The sequence below is a fragment of the Kribbella sp. VKM Ac-2566 genome (assembly GCF_004366005.1).
GTDB classification, from domain to species: Bacteria; Actinomycetota; Actinomycetes; order Propionibacteriales; family Kribbellaceae; genus Kribbella; species Kribbella pratensis.
Genome location: NZ_SODT01000014.1, coordinates 12,674 through 29,172 on the forward strand (window position 1 = coordinate 12,674; position 16,499 = coordinate 29,172).

Consider the following 16,499-nt stretch of genomic DNA (forward strand, 5'->3'; position numbering starts at 1 on the left):
GTGGGAATTCTGAGCGCCGCCATCGCGGCGGCCGCTACTGCCGGGCTCGAGCGTGCGGCGGAGAAGCTGCCGAAGGAGACTCGGCAGCCGTTCGAGCGCACCAACCACCGCGGTGAATCGGTGACGCTGCTCGAAGGTCCGGTGGCGGTGCTCGGTGCGCTCGCCGGCGTCGCGGTGTCCCGCGGCAGCGGCAAGGTGAAGGCTGCCGCACTGGTGGCCGGCACGGTGTCGGGCGCGGTCGGTGCGTACGACGACCTGCGCGGGACCACGCAGGCGAAGGGTTTCCGCGGTCATCTGAGCGCGTTGAAGCGCGGCGAGGTGACGAGCGGCGCGGTGAAGATCCTCGGGGTCGGCGCGGCCGGTCTCGCGGCCGCCGCGTTGCTGCCGCGGAAGTCGCGCGGCGTGAAGGCCGTCGCCGGGGTCGTTGCCGACGGCGCCTTGATCGCCGGTACGGCGAACCTCACCAACCTCCTCGACCTGCGACCGGGCCGCGCGCTCAAGGCCGTGACGGCCCTGAACGCACCGCTGGCCGTCGTGAACGGTCCGGCCGGTGCCGTCGTCGGCGCTGCCGCGGCGTCCGCCCCGTCGGACCTCGGTGAGCGCTCGATGCTGGGCGACTGCGGCGCGAACGGCCTCGGCGCCATCACCGGTACGGCGCTGGCCGCGTCGCTCCCGCGTCCGTTGAAGACGCTCGTGCTGGCGGCTGTCGTCGGACTCAACCTGGCCAGCGAGAAGGTCAGCTTCACCAAGGTCATCGCCGACACCCCGGTCCTCGACAAGATCGACCAGTGGGGCCGTCGACCCAGGTGAGCAGGCTCGCCCGCGCGGCCCTGGTTGTTGCGGCCGTCACGGTTCTGGCGCGGGTTGTCGGCTTCGGCCGGTGGTTGGTGTTCTCGAAAACTGTCGGCGCGGGCTGTTTGGCTGAGGCCTACACGACGGCCAATCAGCTGCCCAACATTCTCTTCGAAGTGGTCGCCGGTGGGGCGCTGGCGGGGGCGGTCATCCCCGTGCTGGCCGGGCCCGTCGCCCGCGGCGATCGGGCGGCGCAAGGGCGGATCATCGGGGCGTTGCTGTCCTGGTCGTTCGTGCTGCTGGCGCCGGTCGCCTTGCTGGCCTGGGTTCTGGCGGGGCAGTACACCGACGCGATGCTCGACCCCGGCGCCGACTGCGCGAGCTCCACGGCGACCGCGACCCGGATGCTGGCGATCTTCGTGCCGCAGGTCTTCGGGTACGCCGTGGCAGTGGTCGCGACCGCGGTTCTCCAGTCCCACAAGCGTTTCGCGGCCGGTGCGTGGGCGCCGCTGATCTCGAGCCTGGTGGTCGTCGGCACCTACTTCCTGTTCGCCAGCACGGCACCTGACGCGGATTCGGCCTCGCAAGGCGCCACTGATCTGCTGGCCTGGGGTACTACAGCCGGCGTCCTCGCACTAGCCCTCACAGTCCTCGTCCCGATGCTCTTGCTCCGCCTGCCGATCAGACCGACCCTCCGACTGGACCCGGGCGTCGGACCGGTGCTGCGGAAGCTCGCACTCGCCGGCCTGGCAGTACTGGTCGCGCAACAGCTCACCTTCGTCGTCACGACGTACCTGGCCAACCACCGTGGTGTGGCAGGCAGCATTGCCGTCTACACGTGGGCCAATGCGGTGTACCTGCTGCCGTACGCGGTGCTGGCCGTGCCGATCACCACAGCTGTGTTCCCGCGTCTGGCAGCAGCGTTCGAGGCAGGGGAGGGCTTCGACCGCTACGCCGCGGCGTCCACCCGCGCGGTGATGCTGGCCGGTGGCGCCGGTGCCGCACTGCTCGTCGGTACGGCGGTACCCGTCGCCAGGATCTTCGCGTACGACGACGGCGCGGTGCAGGAGGCCAAGGCGACCTCACTCGCCAATGGACTCGTCGCATTCGCACCAGCTGCCATCGGGTTCGCCGTACTCATGCATGTCGGCCGGGTGCTCTACGCCCGGCACTGCGGGCGCGAGGTGGCCGTAGTGACATCCGCGGCCTGGATACTCGTGGCTGTTGCCGGCGTGGTGCTCACGGCTCGCTGGGACGCAGTACCGGCGCTGTCCGCTGCGATGTCGATCGGCATGGTCGTCGGGGCAGTTGCACTGATCCTCGTCCTGCGTCGCGAGGCCGGACCCGCTGTACTGGCCGGAGTACCACGTGCCCACCTCACTGCACTGGCGGGCGCTGTGCTGGCCGGCGCGGCTGGCTGGGCGGTGGCACTGCCCGCAGGAGACGGTGGAGTCGGCAAAGCAGTGGCGTTCTCCGTCCTCTCCGGGCTCGCCGCCGTCGTCGTGTACGCCGTGGTCGTGCTTGCATTGGATCGCGCGGACGCCCGCGCACTCGTACGACGGGAGAAACCATGAGGATCGGGCTGCTGCTCGCGGAGTCGCGGGGCGGCATCGGGCAGCACGTTGCCTCGCTGGTGCCGCGGTTCGTGAGTGCGGGGCACGAGGTGGTGGTGTGCGCTCCTCCTGGCACGGCCGAGCACTTCGAGTTCGCTCCGGCGACCATCGTCTCCCAAGCGGCCGGGCTGCGTGACTGCGACGTCGTCCACGCGCACGGCTACCGCGCCGGCATGACCGCGCTACGGGACAGGTCCCGGCTGCGCCCCCTGGTCGTCACCTGGCACAACGCGGTGATCGCGCCAGGACCACGTGGCCTCGTGATGCGGATGGGGCAGCGGCTGGTTGCCAGAGGCGCCGACCTGACCTTGGGCGCGTCCAGCGACCTGGTGGACCTGGCCAAGAGCCTCGGCGCCCGCAACGCGCAGCTGGCACCTGTGGCCGCTCCGGCGATGCCACGGATCCGTGCACGGCGCGCCGACGTACGGCGGGAGCTGGGGATCGGCGAGCAACCCATGGTGCTCACCGTGGGGCGTCTGGCGCCGCAGAAGGACTACCCGACCTTGCTGTCCGTCGCTGCTCGTGTACACGAGTCGACTCCGGACGCGGTGTTCGTGGTCGTCGGCGACGGGCCGCTGCGGGACAACCTGCAGGCGCGGATCGACGCGGAGGAGCTGCCGGTCCGGCTGCTCGGTCATCGCAACGACGTGGCCGACCTGCTGGGTGCGGCCGATGTGTTTCTGCTCACATCGCACTGGGAGGCGCGCGCCCTGGTGCTGCAGGAGGCGATGCAGGTCGGCGTACCGGTCGTGGCCACCGCGGTCGGCGGCGTACCCGAGTTGGTCGGGGACAGCGCCGTACTGGCGTTTCCCGCTGACGCGGACGGGCTGGCGGACGGGGTGCGGGCTGTCCTGGCGGAGCCCGAGACCGCGAACGCTATGCGGACACGCGGCCGGGAGTTGGCGTCCAGATGGATGGACGAGGACGCGGTGGCAAAGAATCTGCTCGACATCTACGCGGGTCTCGTCGCGGCCGGTGGTTGACAAGAGGTAGGCTGGAGACCCGTGGACAGGGCTTCCAATTCGCAGCAGACCAAGCACGTATTCGTCACCGGTGGCGTGGCATCCAGTCTCGGTAAGGGACTGACGGCGTCCAGCCTCGGCAGTCTGCTGACGGCTCGGGGCATCCGCGTCACGATGCAGAAGCTGGATCCGTATCTCAACGTGGATCCCGGCACCATGAACCCGTTCCAGCACGGCGAGGTGTTCGTCACCAACGACGGCGCCGAGACCGACCTGGACATCGGCCACTACGAGCGTTTCCTCGACCGGGACCTCTCCCAGGTCGCGAACGTGACCACCGGCCAGATCTACTCGAGCGTGATCGCCAAGGAGCGCCGCGGCGAGTACCTGGGCGACACGGTCCAGGTGATCCCGCACATCACCAACGAGATCAAGGAACGGATGCTCGCGATGGCGGGCCCCGACGTGGACGTCGTACTGCACGAGATCGGCGGCACTGTGGGCGACATCGAGTCGCTGCCGTTCCTCGAGGCGGCCCGGCAGGTCCGGCACGACGTCGGCCGCGACAACGTGTTCTTCCTGCACATCTCGCTGGTGCCGTACATGGCACCCAGTGGTGAGCTGAAGACCAAGCCGACCCAGCACTCGGTCGCCGCGCTGCGGTCGATCGGTATCCAGCCGGACGCGATCGTGTGCCGCGCCGACCGGCCGATCCCGGACAGCGTGAAGCGCAAGATCTCGCTGATGTGCGACGTCGACGTCGAAGCGGTCGTGGCCGCGGTGGACGCGCCGTCGATCTACGACATCCCGAAGGTCGTACACGCCGAGGGCCTGGACGCGTACGTCGTCCGCCGGCTGAACCTGCAGTTCCGCGACGTGGACTGGACCCGGTGGGACGAGCTCCTCCGGGTCGTGCACCACCCGAAGGACGAGGTCACGGTCGCGCTGGTCGGCAAGTACATCGACCTGCCGGACGCGTACCTGTCGGTCGCCGAGGCGCTGCGTGCGGGCGGGTTCGACAACGACGCCCGGGTGAACCTGCGCTGGATCGCCTCCGACGAGTGCGCCACGCCCGAGGCCGCAGCCCGGCTGCTCGGCGACGTCGACGCGGTCTGCATCCCGGGCGGGTTCGGGGTGCGCGGGATCGAGGGCAAGATCGGCGCGATCCGGTACGCCCGTGAGCAGGGCATCCCGATCCTCGGGCTGTGCCTCGGCCTGCAGTGCATGGTGATCGAGGTGGCGCGTGACCTCGCCGGTCTCGACCAGGCGAACTCCAGCGAGTTCGACCCGGATGCGGAGCAGCCGGTGATCGCGACGATGGAGGAGCAGAAGCACATCGTCGACGGCTCCGGCGATCTGGGCGGCACGATGCGCCTCGGTCTGTACCCGGCGAACCTGGCCGACGGCTCGATCGTCCGCTCGCTGTACGGCGCCCCGTCGGTACAGGAGCGGCACCGGCACCGCTACGAGGTCAACAACGCGTACCGGGACAAGCTGGAGACCGCCGGGCTGGTGTTCAGCGGCCTGTCCCCGGACAACGAGCTGGTCGAGTTCATCGAGCTGGACCGCTCCGTGCACCCGTACTTCGTGGCCACGCAGGCGCACCCGGAGCTGCGGTCGCGGCCGACCAAGCCGCACCCGCTCTTCTCCGGGCTGGTTGCGGCCGCCATCGAGCGGCAGCGCGAGTCCCGGCTCCCGGTCGAGGACCCGAAGCCGGTGGCCAAGAAGACCGGTACTGAGAAGTCCGGTGCAGAGAAGGCCAAGGCTGAGACGGTCAAGGCGCGATGACCGACTACCCGGAGCTCCGGTTCGGCGCCGGGCTGGCGGATCGGCCCGAGCGCTGGCCGGTCTCCGCCTCGGAGACCGTGCACGAGACCGGCCGGGTGATCTCGGTACGCCGGGACACCATCGAACCGCCTGTCGGTGAGCAGTTCACGCGGGACGTCGTCGTACATCCCGGAGCTGTCGGCGTGGTCGCGCTCGACGAGAACAACCGGATGCTGCTCGTGCGTCAGTACCGGCACCCGGTCGGCCACAAGCTGCTCGAGGCGCCGGCCGGGCTGCTCGACGTCCAGGGGGAGCAGTACCGCCTGGGCGCCGAGCGTGAGCTGTGGGAGGAGACCGCGACCAAGGCCGCCGACTGGCGGATCCTCGTCGACGCGTTCACCTCACCCGGCCTGACGAACGAGGCGGTCCGGATCTTCCTGGCCCGCGACCTGTCACCGGCGCCGGAGTCGTTCGAGAGGGTGCACGAGGAAGCCGACATGGAAACCGTCTGGGCCCCTCTCGTCGACGTTGTCGGCGCCGCCCTCGCCGGCCACCTCCAGAACCCCATCCTCATCATGGGCGCCCTCGCCGCCTGGACCGCCCTCAACGGCCCCGGCTTCGAAACCCTCCGCCCGGCCGACGCCTCGTGGCCGGCGAAGGATCGCTGACCTGTTGAGACATCGTTACCCGCCCCCCGTGGAGAGTGGCCTGCCTGCTCGCTAGCGTCGCTGAGATGACCGACGGCGAGCGGACGGAGACCGGTTCATGAGCACGTGGCAGCCATCGCCCGGTGCGAAGAGAATCCTCGACAAGCTCGTGGTGAATGTCATCGACGGTGGCGAAGTGATGATCCATCACAACACGGCCGCTGTGTCGTTCGACCCGTCGGCCGGTCCTGTGGGGGCAGCACGAGACGACGGCTCGATGGTGTTCGACGACGCGGTCGGTCGTGCCTTCGAGACAGCCGCGGAGCGACCTCACTCGCTCACGACCGACGAGGTGACCGAGCTCAGGCACGCGATCCGGGCTGTCACCTTCACGGCGCTGGACAAGCGCCTCGAGGACCGTGCGACCGAAGCGGGCAGACCCCTCCAGATGCGACTTGATGCCGGCAACGCAGCGGATCGGTTCCTGAACGACGGGCTGCGGCACGCGGACTGGGCCATCAACGGCGACCGGATCTGCTACCGGCTCAATCCCGAGCTCGGCACGAGCCTTCGGCAGGTCCCGACGGATGAGCCTGAGCGTCCGGTCGCCCGGGACGCGGCGCTGGCGCTCGCCGCTCAGTACGCGCGGGCGCACGGTGACTGGCCCGACAACGCGGTCAGGAGCTTGCTCAAGGTGCCGCGGGAGCAGGTCTTCGAAAGTGTTGTCGACGCGAAACTGGCAGCGCACCTGCGGGAGAACTTCGAGCCGGCGCGGGACGCGTTGGCGGACCTGCGCGCGCGATTGACCGACGACATCCGCACCGAGTTCCAGCAACTCTCCCAGGAACCGCATCTCGAGACGTCCGAGGTCCAGAGGCGAGTGGCCGCAGTGTGCGAGCGCGTCGACGACTCGGCCCGGACCGTGAAGGAAACCCTCAACGCGGTGGCAGCGCAGCAATCCGTCCGGCCATCGGCCACCGGAGCGCGCAAATCCGCGGCAGAGCGGCCGCACAAGTGGACCAGTTTCGGTCGCTGACCCTGGAGCCGGGGACGTAGTCGGCGGTTCCGGAACTACGCGGAGGGGTTGACCGGCTGCGGTCGGTGCGGGTACTTGTTGCTGACAACGATGTCACCCATCCTTGAAGGTTGGTCCGCCCATGCGTCGTTCTGGTGTGTTTCGGCCTGCGCGTTTGCTGCTTGCCGGTGCTGTGCTCGTGGCTCTCGCTCCGCAAGCTCATGCCGTGCCCACGCCGGCGCCGCCCGGCTCCAGCGATCATCCGACGACGGCGACGCCGCCCGATCCGCTGGTTGCTGGTCTGCGCACGCCGGAGGCCGTCGGGAGTAGCCGGATCACCAGTAGTTCCTTGGATCCGACTGAGCAGGTGGATCCGTTGGTGGGTACGTCGAATGCGGGGAACGTGTTTCCGGGGGCCGTCGTACCGTTCGGGATGTTCTCGTTCAGTCCGGAGGCGAGTCGGGGGAATGCGTACCGGACGGCCGCTCCGGGCGGGTACTTGTACTCGGCGAGCAAGATTCGTGGGTTCAGCCTGACGCATATGAGCGGCACCGGGTGTGCGGGTGGATCGGGAGACATCCCGATCTTCCCGTTGGCGGGTGAGGTGACGAGTTCGCCGCAGAGTGATGCGAAGGACGAGCTCTACGCGTCGACGTACAGCCATGCGAACGAGGTCGCGAAGCCGGGGTACTACAAGGTCGGTCTGGACTCCGGGGTGACCGCGGAGTTGAGTGCGACCACACGGACCGGGTCGGCGGCGTTCACGTTCCCGGCGGACAAGGCCAAGACGTTGATGTTCCGTACGTCGAACTCCGAGGTCGGCTCCAGTGACGCGCAGGTCAGTATCGACGCGGCCCGTCGCACGGTCAGCGGGTCGGTGACGAGCGGGAACTTCTGCGGCTACCTGGCCGGCGTCGGGCGGCGCAGCTACTACACGCTGCACTTCGTCGCCGAGTTCGACCAGCCGTTCAGGAACCAGGGCACCTGGACCGACACCACGGTGACACCGGGCAGCACGAGCGCTCGCGGCGGTACGACGTACGGCGCCGATGGGTGGATGCCGCCGAACAAGGGATCCGGCGGGTACGTCGGGTTCGACAGCGACAAGGTGACGATGCGGATCGGCATCTCCTACGTGAGCACCGCCAACGCTCTGGCGAACCTGCGCGCCGAGAACCCGCGCGGTACGTCGGTCGCCGTCACGGCCGCGAAAGCCAAGCAGACGTGGCGAAAGCAGCTCCACCGGATCGAGATCACCGGCGGTACGACGGACCAGCGCACCATGTTCTACACCGCGCTGTACCACGCCCAGCTGCACCCGAACGTGTTCAGCGACGTCAACCGTCAGTACTGGGGTTTCGACCAGAAACCGCACTACCTCTCGCGCGGGCAGCAGGCGCAGTACGCGACGTTCTCCGGTTGGGACGTCTACCGGTCGCAACTGCAACTAGTTACATTGCTCGAGCCCGAGCGCGCCGGAGACATCGCGCAGTCGTTGTTGAACCAGGCCACGCAGAACGACGGCATCTGGGACCGATGGACGCACGCGTCCGGCAGTACGGCGGTGATGACCGGCGACCCGTCCGCACCAGCTGTGGCCGGCATCTACGCGTTCGGTGGTACGAACTTCGACGCCCGCGGCGCACTGCGCTCGCTGGTGAAGGCAGCGACCGTGCCGACCGCGAAGGACCTCAGCTCGGCCGGCAAGCCGGTCATGTCGATCGGGCAGCGCCCGTCGCTGGACAAGTACCTGGCGCTGCATTACATCCCCACGAAGTCCAACGCCTGGGGTGGTGCGGTCGAGACGCTCGAGGACGTGACTGACGACTTCGCCTTGGCTCAGCTCGCGCTCCGGCTGGCTCAGGGGACCAGCGACACATCGACGTACGAGAAGTTCCTCACCAGGTCGCAGTACTGGCAGAACGTGTTCAACCCGGCCAACGGCGGCTACATCCAGAACCGGGACGACAACGGCGCTTGGCCCGCTTTCACGCCGTCGACGTACGACGGGTTCGCCGAGGGGAGCAGTGCGCAGTACAGCTGGATGGTGCCGCACAACCGGGCCGGTCTGGTCGACGCGATGGGCGGTACGGACGCCGTGAACCAGCGGCTGGATGCGTTCTTCAAGAACCCGGACGGGACCTGGGCGCTGACCGGTGCGGGCGAACTGCACGCCGAGATGGACAACGAGCCGTCGATCAACACGCCCTGGATCTACAACTACACCGGCCGCCCGTACCAGACGCAAGAGACGTTGCGGCAGGCAATGAACCAGCTGTGGAACACCAGCACCGGTGGGATCCCGGGGAACGACGATCTCGGGGCGATGTCGTCCTGGTACGTGTGGACCGCCCTGGGCCTCTACCCGGACGTACCGAGCCGTGCGGAGCTCCAGGTCGCGGCACCCCTGTTCCCGCGGGCGGTGATCCACCGGGACGGCAAGACCATCCGGATCAACGCTCCGGGTGCGGATGCGCAGCACGTGCAGTCGTTGAAGGTGAACGGGAAGACCTCGACCAAGCCGTGGCTTCCGGAGTCGTTCGTGCAGCGTGGTGGGACGCTGGACTTCACACTCGGTATGACGCCCAACAAGACCTGGGGTGCGAAGGACGCACCGCCGTCCTGGCGGACCGGCGAGATCCCGTTCCAGACCTCTACCGACACCAGCCGCGTGGTAATCGCGCCTGGCACTACTAGTGCACCCGTAGCGCTGCAGGCTCACCGGCTGAGCGGTACGGCGCAGGATGTCAGCTACACGTTGAAAACACCTGCTGGTCTCACAGCGACACCTACTACCGGCACGTTCCACGTCGACAAGGTCGGTAGCGCGTCAGTGACGATCACGGCCGCCGCTGGTACGCCGGACGGCCGCTACCCCGTCACAGTGGAGATGAAGGCGGCTGACGGAACCGCCTTGCCACAGGTCGGTTTCACTGTGGTCGTGGGGCAACCGAACTCGTTCTTCGTACTACGTGAAGGCGTGGGCATCTCTGATGACAGCAGCGACCACACCGAGGCGGACTACGACGGCGGGGGCGTCAGCTACTCACGTCAGGCGCTGGCCGCAGCCGGTCTGACGGCAGGCGGCACAGGGACGGTCCAGGGCCTCAGCTTCACGTGGCCCGACGTACCCGCCGGCGACCCGGACAACGTGCCGGCCGACGGACAGCTGCTCAACCTGAACCTGCCCGCCGGTACGACGAAGCTGTCCTTCATCGGCAGCGCGGTCAACGGCAATCAGCAGACGACCGCGACGCTCAACTACGCGGACGGTACGACGTCGCAGATCGACCTGTCCTTCAGCGACTGGACCCTGGGCGGTGGCGGCGACACCCTCCACTACGGCAACGTGATCGTCGCAACCACGCCGTACCGCAACGAATCCGGCGGCGGAAAGGACAACGTCACCACGCACATCTTCGCCACGGCACCTGTGACGTTGACGCAGACCCCGGTCAGCATCACGCTGCCCGAGAATCGTGACCTACGACTCTTCACCGTTGCGGGAGGGAATTCTTGATGAGGAAGACCATCGCGATCGCAGTGCTGACAGTGCTGACAGGAGCTAGCCTGCTGGTCGGCACACAACCGGCCGACGCTGCCAGTACGCCGGGGAGCACCAAAGGACCATGCGGCTACACAGTGACGCCCGACGAGCCGCCTGCCCGTCCGGTGTCGCTACCGCCCGACCCGGAACCCACACCGGACAAGGGGATCGTCAAGGTCGTCGTCGCGACCAGCCAGGGACCGATGCTGCTGTCGCTGGACCGCGCGAAGGCGCCGTGCACGGTGCAGAGCTTTCTGCACCTGGCGAAGAGCCGGTTCTACGACTTCACCACCTGTCACCGGCTCACGCTGTACCCGACGCTGAAGGTGCTGCAGTGCGGTGACCCGAGCGGTACTGGCGAGGGCGGGCCGGGCTACTCGTACAAGGACGAACTGCCCACCGACCTGCCGAACTGGCCGGACGACCCGACCGGGACGCGGAAGGTGTACGCCCGCGGCACGCTGGCAATGGCGAACGCCGGCCCGAACACCAACGGGTCGCAGTTCTTCCTGGTCTTCGGGGACTCGCGGCTGCGGCCGGACTACACCGTTTTCGGTTCGGTCGACCGCCTCGGGCTCGCCACACTCGACCGGGTGGCGGCCGGCGGGATCGCACCGACGCCCGACGACCCGGCACCGGTCGACGGCCCGCCGGTGCGCAGGACCGACATCATCGTCGCGCGGTCACTCGGCTCCCGCTGAACCCACGGCCTCGCCGCCGTCCTCCGCGAGGGCGGCGGCGACCAGCCGGCTGTTCGCGGTGAATTCGCCGGCGGGGATCTTCGGGAGCATGTCGTCCCAGGCGGCGATCATCGCGCCGCGGAGTTGCATCATGCCGAGGGGGCGGGCGAGGAACCACAGGTGGAAGTGCTCGCTGCCGTCACCCCAGCGGCTGAAATGCGTCCGGCCGACGCTGTCGATGCTCTGGATCGCTTTCGCCACGCGCTGGATCATCGAGCCGAGGGTGGCGGTCAGCTCCGGAGGCAGATTGTCGAGGCGGTAGTGCTCGTGCGGCTCCAGGAGCGCGACCAGCGGCAGGCCGGTAGGCTCGAACACCTTCAGCGCCCACTGGTCGTCGCGCCAGATCACGGACCGGTCCGGATCCGCACATTTCAGGCACGGCGGGCCGCCGTCCTCGCCGCGTCGCGGTGGTTCGGGCAGCACGGGATCGGCCAGCGGCACGACCTGGAGGTCGCCTTCGAACGGGAAGAACGGTTCGCCGAGCAACGGTTCGGCCGACACGCGTTCGCCGTACGGAAGCCGCCGGTGGTAGTCGGAGGGCAGATCGGTCATGGACCGCACTCTGCCGGAGAATCGGGGCATGGAACAGAGTCGGATTGTTGCGGCGGAACTCGCCACGCTGCTGGATCTCGAACCGCACCCGGAGGGCGGGTGGTACCGGCAGACGTGGCGCTCGCCGGTCGAGTTCGAGCCAGCGGGGTATGACGGAACTCGTGCCAGCGCGACCGCCATCTACCTCCTACTCGCACCGGGGGAGGAGTCGCGATCGCACCGGGTGCGGTCGACGGAGCTCTGGCTGTGGCACTCGGGCGGGCCGTTGACGTTGGAGTACGACGATCAGACGGTCATCCTCGGTCCGGACGTGCGTGCCGGGCAGCGCCCGCAGGTGGTGATACCTGCGGGCGCGTGGCAGGCGGCCCGGCCCGTGGGTGACGAGGCGGTGCTGGTGTCGTGCATCGTGTCACCGGGCTTCGACTTCGCCGACTTCACGATGCGTTAGACCCTGGCTCTACATCTGCGGGACGATGCCCTCGCCTGCTGTGACCTCCGGGAGGTGTTCGCGGACCATGTAGCCGCCGGCGCAGGCGATCCACACAGCGGAGAGCAGCAACGGGATACCGGTCATCAGGAAGCCGCCGGCAACGAACGCGCCGTCGGAGGCGAACACACCGAACGAACCGGCGAACGACACCACGGCTGCCAGCAGCGCCAGATACCCGAGCCAGTTCGGCATCAGGTGCGTCCGCATCACACCCAGGCCGGCCGCGGCCAACGGCAGCGCCGCGGCGAAGCCGATCATCGTGGTCATCACCGAGGTGGTCTCGTACATCGCCATCGTCACTCCGGCGTCGCGGCCGTCGATACCGAAAGCGGTCGCACCGGTGAGCGCGGCGTTCACGAAGATCGCACCACCCACCAGCACCGAACCGGCGAGCAGTGCCAGGTGCACGTCACTGCGCTCGTCGCGCTCACGCATCGCCTCGGCGAACGCGGACGCGAACCAGATCACCAACCCGCCCGCTGCGGCCCACATCAGCGCGCTGGCCAGGATCATGCCGCGGTTGTCGCTCAGCCACGCCGTGATCGTGGTCTGGGAGTCGTCGACGGTCGGTGGATTGCCGGGCAGGAACCTGCCCAGGAGTGCCAGGACGACGAAGGCCAACCCGGCGAAGCCGCCCCAACGCAACTCGTGTCGCTCAGTCATGGGGAAACACCTCCAGTGTGCACACCACGAAATATGGTGCGTCTACTGCTGATATTCCTCCGCTCCGAGCGGCCGTCAAGAGGGGTGCCGTCCGGCGAACAGGCGCGTCGTCGGACGGCAGCGCACACCGCTACTGGAGAACGGTTGCCAACGCCTCGTATCCGGGCAGCAGATCGATGCCTTCATGGCCCAGTTGCTGGATCGCGACGTGGTCCGCGCCGGCGTCCAGATGGGCCTTCAGGCCGGCCGCGATCTCGACCGCGGAGCCGTGCAGCACCATCGCGTCGACGAGCCGGTCGCTGCCGCCGTCGGCGAAGTCGTCGTCGGTGAAACCGAGCCGCTCGAAGTTCGTCGTGTAGTTGCTCAGCTGCAGGTACGGCGCCAAGCGGTCGCGGGCCGTCGCGCGCGCGATCTCCGGATCGGTTTCGAGCACGACCATCTGCTCCGGTGCGAGCAGCGCCCCGCCGCCGAGGATCCGGCGCGCTTCCCGGGTGTGCTCCGCGGTGGTCAGGTAGGGGAGCGCTCCCGCCGCCCGCGCACCGGACAGTTGCAGCACCTTCGGCCCGAGCGCGGCCAGCGCCCGCCGGTCGGCCGGCACCTTCGCGTCGTCCAGTTCGTCGAGGTAACCGACGATCGTCCGGTACGGCGACTTGTACTCGCCGGTCGCCTCCCGGTGGCCGATCCCGACGCCGAGCAGGAAGCGCCCCGGGTGCTCCTCCTCCAACCGGTGGTACGACGCCGCGACGTCGGCCGCCGGCGATTTCCACATGTTGACGATGCTGGTGCCGACGGCAACGGAACTCGTTGCGGCCAGCAACACCTCGGCGTCGCGCAGATCGGCCTCGGGCGAGCTGCCCAGCCACAGCGTGCCGTACCCCGCCTGCTCCAGTCCGGCCGCGAGCTCCGGGCCGTAATGCTGGCCGCCGTGCCAGATCCCGTACCGTCCCAGTTCCATCGCCACTGCGTACTCCTTCTCGTCGGACGTCCCTCGGCGTGCAACCCGGGGCGGGCGGGCGCCATTCCACAGCATCCCCGACGGCTACGAATGCCCGTCAATGATCGTTGCCACGTCAGCCGGCCAAGTAGTTGAGAAGTGCATGAAACGACCGGTTCATTTTTGCCGGAATGCTTCCATTGGATTAATGCCGGGGCACTCGCAGAGTGTCGCGTGACGATCAGACCATCCGATCGGCTGGTATGAACCCCGCGGGCTTACACTCGGCAGCGACCTAGCGGCATACCCCTCAACCGCCGGGCCGCGGACACAACGACGTGAGCCGCACACCTGGAGCGTGAAAGAAGGGCGAGTTGTGAAGGTCGGAGTACCGAAAGAAGTCAAGAACCACGAGTACCGGGTGGCGATCACCCCGTCCGGTGTGCACGAGTTCGTGCGGAGCGGGCACGAGGTTCTGATCGAGCAGGGGGCGGGCAACGGTTCGCTGATCCCGGACGACGAGTTCATCGCCGCCGGGGCGCGGATCGTGCCAGAAGCGGACGATGTCTGGGCCGACGCGGAGCTGGTGCTCAAGGTGAAGGAGCCGGTGGCGGAGGAGTACCACCGGATGCGCAAGGACCAGGTGCTGTTCACCTACCTGCACCTTGCCGCGAGCCAGGACTGCACCGAGGCGCTGCTGAAGTCGGGTGTCACCGGAATCGCCTACGAGACAGTGCAACTGCCGGACGGCACTCTGCCGCTGCTGGCGCCGATGAGCGAGGTGGCGGGCCGGCTGGCGCCGCAGTCCGGGGCGTACCACCTGATGGCGCAGGGCGGCGGCCGTGGCGTGCTGCTCGGCGGCGTGTCCGGCGTACACCCGGCCCGTGTGGTCATCCTCGGTGCCGGTGTCTCCGGGATGAACGCTGCCGCAATCGCCCTCGGTATGCAGGCACAGGTGCAGCTGTTCGACCGCAACATCGCGCGGCTGCGGCTGGCCGACCAGATCTACCAGGGCCATCTGCTGACGATCGCGTCGAACGCGTTCGAGATCGAGAAGGCTGTTCTGGAAGCCGACCTGGTCATCGGCGCGGTGCTGGTCGTCGGTGCCAAGGCGCCGAAGCTGGTCACCAACGACATGGTCAGCCGGATGAAGCCGGGCAGCGTGCTCGTCGACATCGCGATCGACCAGGGCGGCTGCTTCGAGGACTCGCGTCCGACCACGCACGCCGACCCGGTCTACAAGGTCCACAACTCGCTGTTCTACTGCGTCGCGAACATGCCCGGTGCGGTGCCGAACACGTCGACGTACGCGCTCACCAACGTGACGCTGCCGTACGCGATCGAGTTGGCGAACCTCGGGTGGCGGGAGGCGCTGAAGCAGGACCACAGCCTGGCGCTCGGCCTGAACACGTTCGACGGGCACGTCACCTACGGTCCGGTCGCGGAGGCACACGACCTGTCGCAGCTGAAGCTCGACGAGGTGCTGGTCTGAGCAACATCTCTCGGGGCAACATCGCACGGGCGGTCAGCGCGTACCTCGACCACCTCACCGTCGAGCGCGGCCTGGCCGCCAACACGTTGGCGTCGTACCGGCGTGACCTACGCCGGTACGTCGGCTACCTCGCGGCCACGGAGATCGACGACCTCGGCCGGATCACGGAGGCTGTGGTCAGCGACTTCTTGATGCGATTGCGCGAGGGCGACGCCGACCACCCGCCACTGACCGCGTCCAGTGCGGGGCGGACCGTGGTGGCGGTCCGTGGCTTCCACAAGTTCTGTGTGCGCGAGGGACTGACCGCAGTGGACCCTGCGGCGGCGGTGAAGCCACCTGCGCCGCCGCAGCGGCTGCCCAAGGCCCTGTCTGTCGACGAGGTGACCAGGATCCTCTCGGCGGCCGCTGGGGCCGAGGCCGAGCCCGCTGTACTGGCAACACGGGATGCGGCGTTGCTGGAGTTCTTGTACGGCACTGGCGCCCGTATCTCGGAGGGCGTTGGGCTGGACGTCGACGACATCGATCTGGACGCCGGTGCGGTACTGCTGCGCGGTAAGGGCAGCAAGGAGCGGGTAGTACCTGTCGGCACCTACGCCCGTGAAGCGCTGTCGGCGTACCTGGTCCGTGGGCGCCCTGAGCTGGTGTCACGCGGTCGCGGCACCCCTGCGCTGTTCCTGAACGCCCGCGGCGGGCGTCTGTCCCGGCAGAGCGCTTGGACGGTACTGCGTCGTGCTGCCCAGCGGGCCGGGATCTCGAAGGAAATCTCCCCGCACACACTGCGGCACTCGTACGCGACACATCTGCTCGACGGCGGCGCCGACGTACGTGTGGTCCAGGAGTTGCTGGGACATGCGTCGGTGACGACGACGCAGGTCTACACGCTGGTGACGGTCGACAAGCTCCGCGAGGTCTACGCCACCTCACACCCGCGGGCGCTGTCCTCCTGAGGGCCACCCCGGTGCGCTGAGTCCGTGGACGGTGTGCGATCATCTCGTCACGGTCGGTGATCCGGGGAGGGTGATCGGCCGAGTTCGGAGCTTTGTCGACAAACAGCCCCACCCCGGTGCGGAGTGGCTGGTTGAGAGTGCTTGAATGCACGCTTACAGTCGCTGGGATCGCCCGTATCGGTTGAAAGGTTTGACGAGTCATGAACGAGTCGACATTCCCGGGCACCGAACACGTGATGGGCCACCTTCCGGGACACGTTTCCGCCCCGGAGCCGGTCCAGCCGATCAGCACGCCACCCAGCGAACCGCCCCGTCCGGCCCCCGCGCCGGCGCGCGCC

Annotated in this window: 14 protein-coding genes; 11 read left to right on the forward strand and 3 right to left on the reverse strand. The window is 68.3% G+C overall.

Annotated features, from left to right (window positions below; all coding sequences use genetic code 11):
• From EV647_RS34085 to EV647_RS34120, 8 genes are all read left to right on the forward strand, one after another.
• Entirely contained in the window at window positions 1–810 is an 810-nt protein-coding gene (locus tag EV647_RS34085; protein ID WP_134010474.1) for a hypothetical protein, read from the forward strand.
• On the forward strand, window positions 789–2,366 hold the full coding sequence (gene murJ, locus EV647_RS34090; RefSeq protein WP_238177543.1) for a murein biosynthesis integral membrane protein MurJ: 1,578 nt from the start codon (window positions 789–791) through the stop codon (window positions 2,364–2,366). Before EV647_RS34085 ends, murJ begins: the two co-directional genes overlap by 22 nt.
• Complete coding sequence (locus EV647_RS34095) at window positions 2,363–3,388, forward strand: glycosyltransferase family 4 protein (RefSeq protein WP_134010476.1); 1,026 nt, start codon at window positions 2,363–2,365, stop codon at window positions 3,386–3,388. Before murJ ends, EV647_RS34095 begins: the two co-directional genes overlap by 4 nt.
• A 21-nt stretch (window positions 3,389–3,409) precedes the next feature.
• Window positions 3,410–5,155, forward strand: coding sequence for a CTP synthase (locus EV647_RS34100; RefSeq protein WP_134010478.1), 1,746 nt, complete (start codon window positions 3,410–3,412; stop codon window positions 5,153–5,155).
• Window positions 5,152–5,802, forward strand: a complete 651-nt coding sequence (locus EV647_RS34105) for an NUDIX hydrolase (RefSeq protein WP_134010479.1) — start codon at window positions 5,152–5,154, stop codon at window positions 5,800–5,802. Before EV647_RS34100 ends, EV647_RS34105 begins: the two co-directional genes overlap by 4 nt.
• 97 nt (window positions 5,803–5,899) lie before the next feature.
• The gene (locus tag EV647_RS34110; RefSeq protein WP_134010481.1) at window positions 5,900–6,817 is read left to right on the forward strand and encodes a hypothetical protein; all 918 of its coding nucleotides are present in this window, start codon (window positions 5,900–5,902) and stop codon (window positions 6,815–6,817) included.
• Window positions 6,818–7,022: 205 nt separating this feature from the next.
• Window positions 7,023–10,316 (forward strand): GH92 family glycosyl hydrolase, encoded by a 3,294-nt coding sequence (locus EV647_RS34115; protein WP_238177544.1) that lies wholly within the window; start codon window positions 7,023–7,025, stop codon window positions 10,314–10,316.
• The gene (locus EV647_RS34120) at window positions 10,316–11,044 is read left to right on the forward strand and encodes a peptidylprolyl isomerase (protein WP_134010485.1); all 729 of its coding nucleotides are present in this window, start codon (window positions 10,316–10,318) and stop codon (window positions 11,042–11,044) included. Before EV647_RS34115 ends, EV647_RS34120 begins: the two co-directional genes overlap by 1 nt.
• On the opposite strand, the gene EV647_RS34125 is transcribed toward EV647_RS34120, so the two are convergent.
• Complete coding sequence (locus EV647_RS34125; protein ID WP_134010487.1) at window positions 11,027–11,635, reverse strand: hypothetical protein; 609 nt, start codon at window positions 11,633–11,635, stop codon at window positions 11,027–11,029. The genes EV647_RS34120 and EV647_RS34125 overlap by 18 nt on opposite strands.
• Window positions 11,636–11,663: 28 nt before the next feature.
• On the opposite strand from EV647_RS34125, the gene EV647_RS34130 reads away from it, so the two are divergent.
• A complete protein-coding gene (locus EV647_RS34130; RefSeq protein ID WP_134010489.1) occupies window positions 11,664–12,083 on the forward strand; it encodes a cupin domain-containing protein in 420 nt (139 codons plus the stop codon).
• 9 nt (window positions 12,084–12,092) lie between these two features.
• Here EV647_RS34130 and EV647_RS34135 read toward each other — a convergent pair whose 3' ends face one another.
• The gene (locus tag EV647_RS34135; RefSeq protein ID WP_134010491.1) at window positions 12,093–12,788 is read right to left on the reverse strand and encodes a DUF4386 family protein; all 696 of its coding nucleotides are present in this window, start codon (window positions 12,786–12,788) and stop codon (window positions 12,093–12,095) included.
• 130 nt (window positions 12,789–12,918) lie between these two features.
• Window positions 12,919–13,743, reverse strand: coding sequence for an LLM class F420-dependent oxidoreductase (locus EV647_RS34140; protein WP_134011435.1), 825 nt, complete (start codon window positions 13,741–13,743; stop codon window positions 12,919–12,921).
• A 355-nt stretch (window positions 13,744–14,098) separates the two neighbouring features.
• On the opposite strand from EV647_RS34140, the gene ald reads away from it, so the two are divergent.
• Window positions 14,099–15,214 carry an alanine dehydrogenase gene (gene ald / locus EV647_RS34145; RefSeq protein WP_134010494.1) on the forward strand — a complete coding sequence of 372 codons (1,116 nt, stop codon included), beginning with the start codon at window positions 14,099–14,101 and terminating at the stop codon, window positions 15,212–15,214.
• Window positions 15,211–16,161, forward strand: coding sequence for a site-specific tyrosine recombinase XerD (gene xerD, locus EV647_RS34150; RefSeq protein ID WP_134011437.1), 951 nt, complete (start codon window positions 15,211–15,213; stop codon window positions 16,159–16,161). The genes ald and xerD overlap by 4 nt, the downstream gene beginning before the upstream one ends.
• Window positions 16,162–16,499 lie beyond the last annotated feature (338 nt).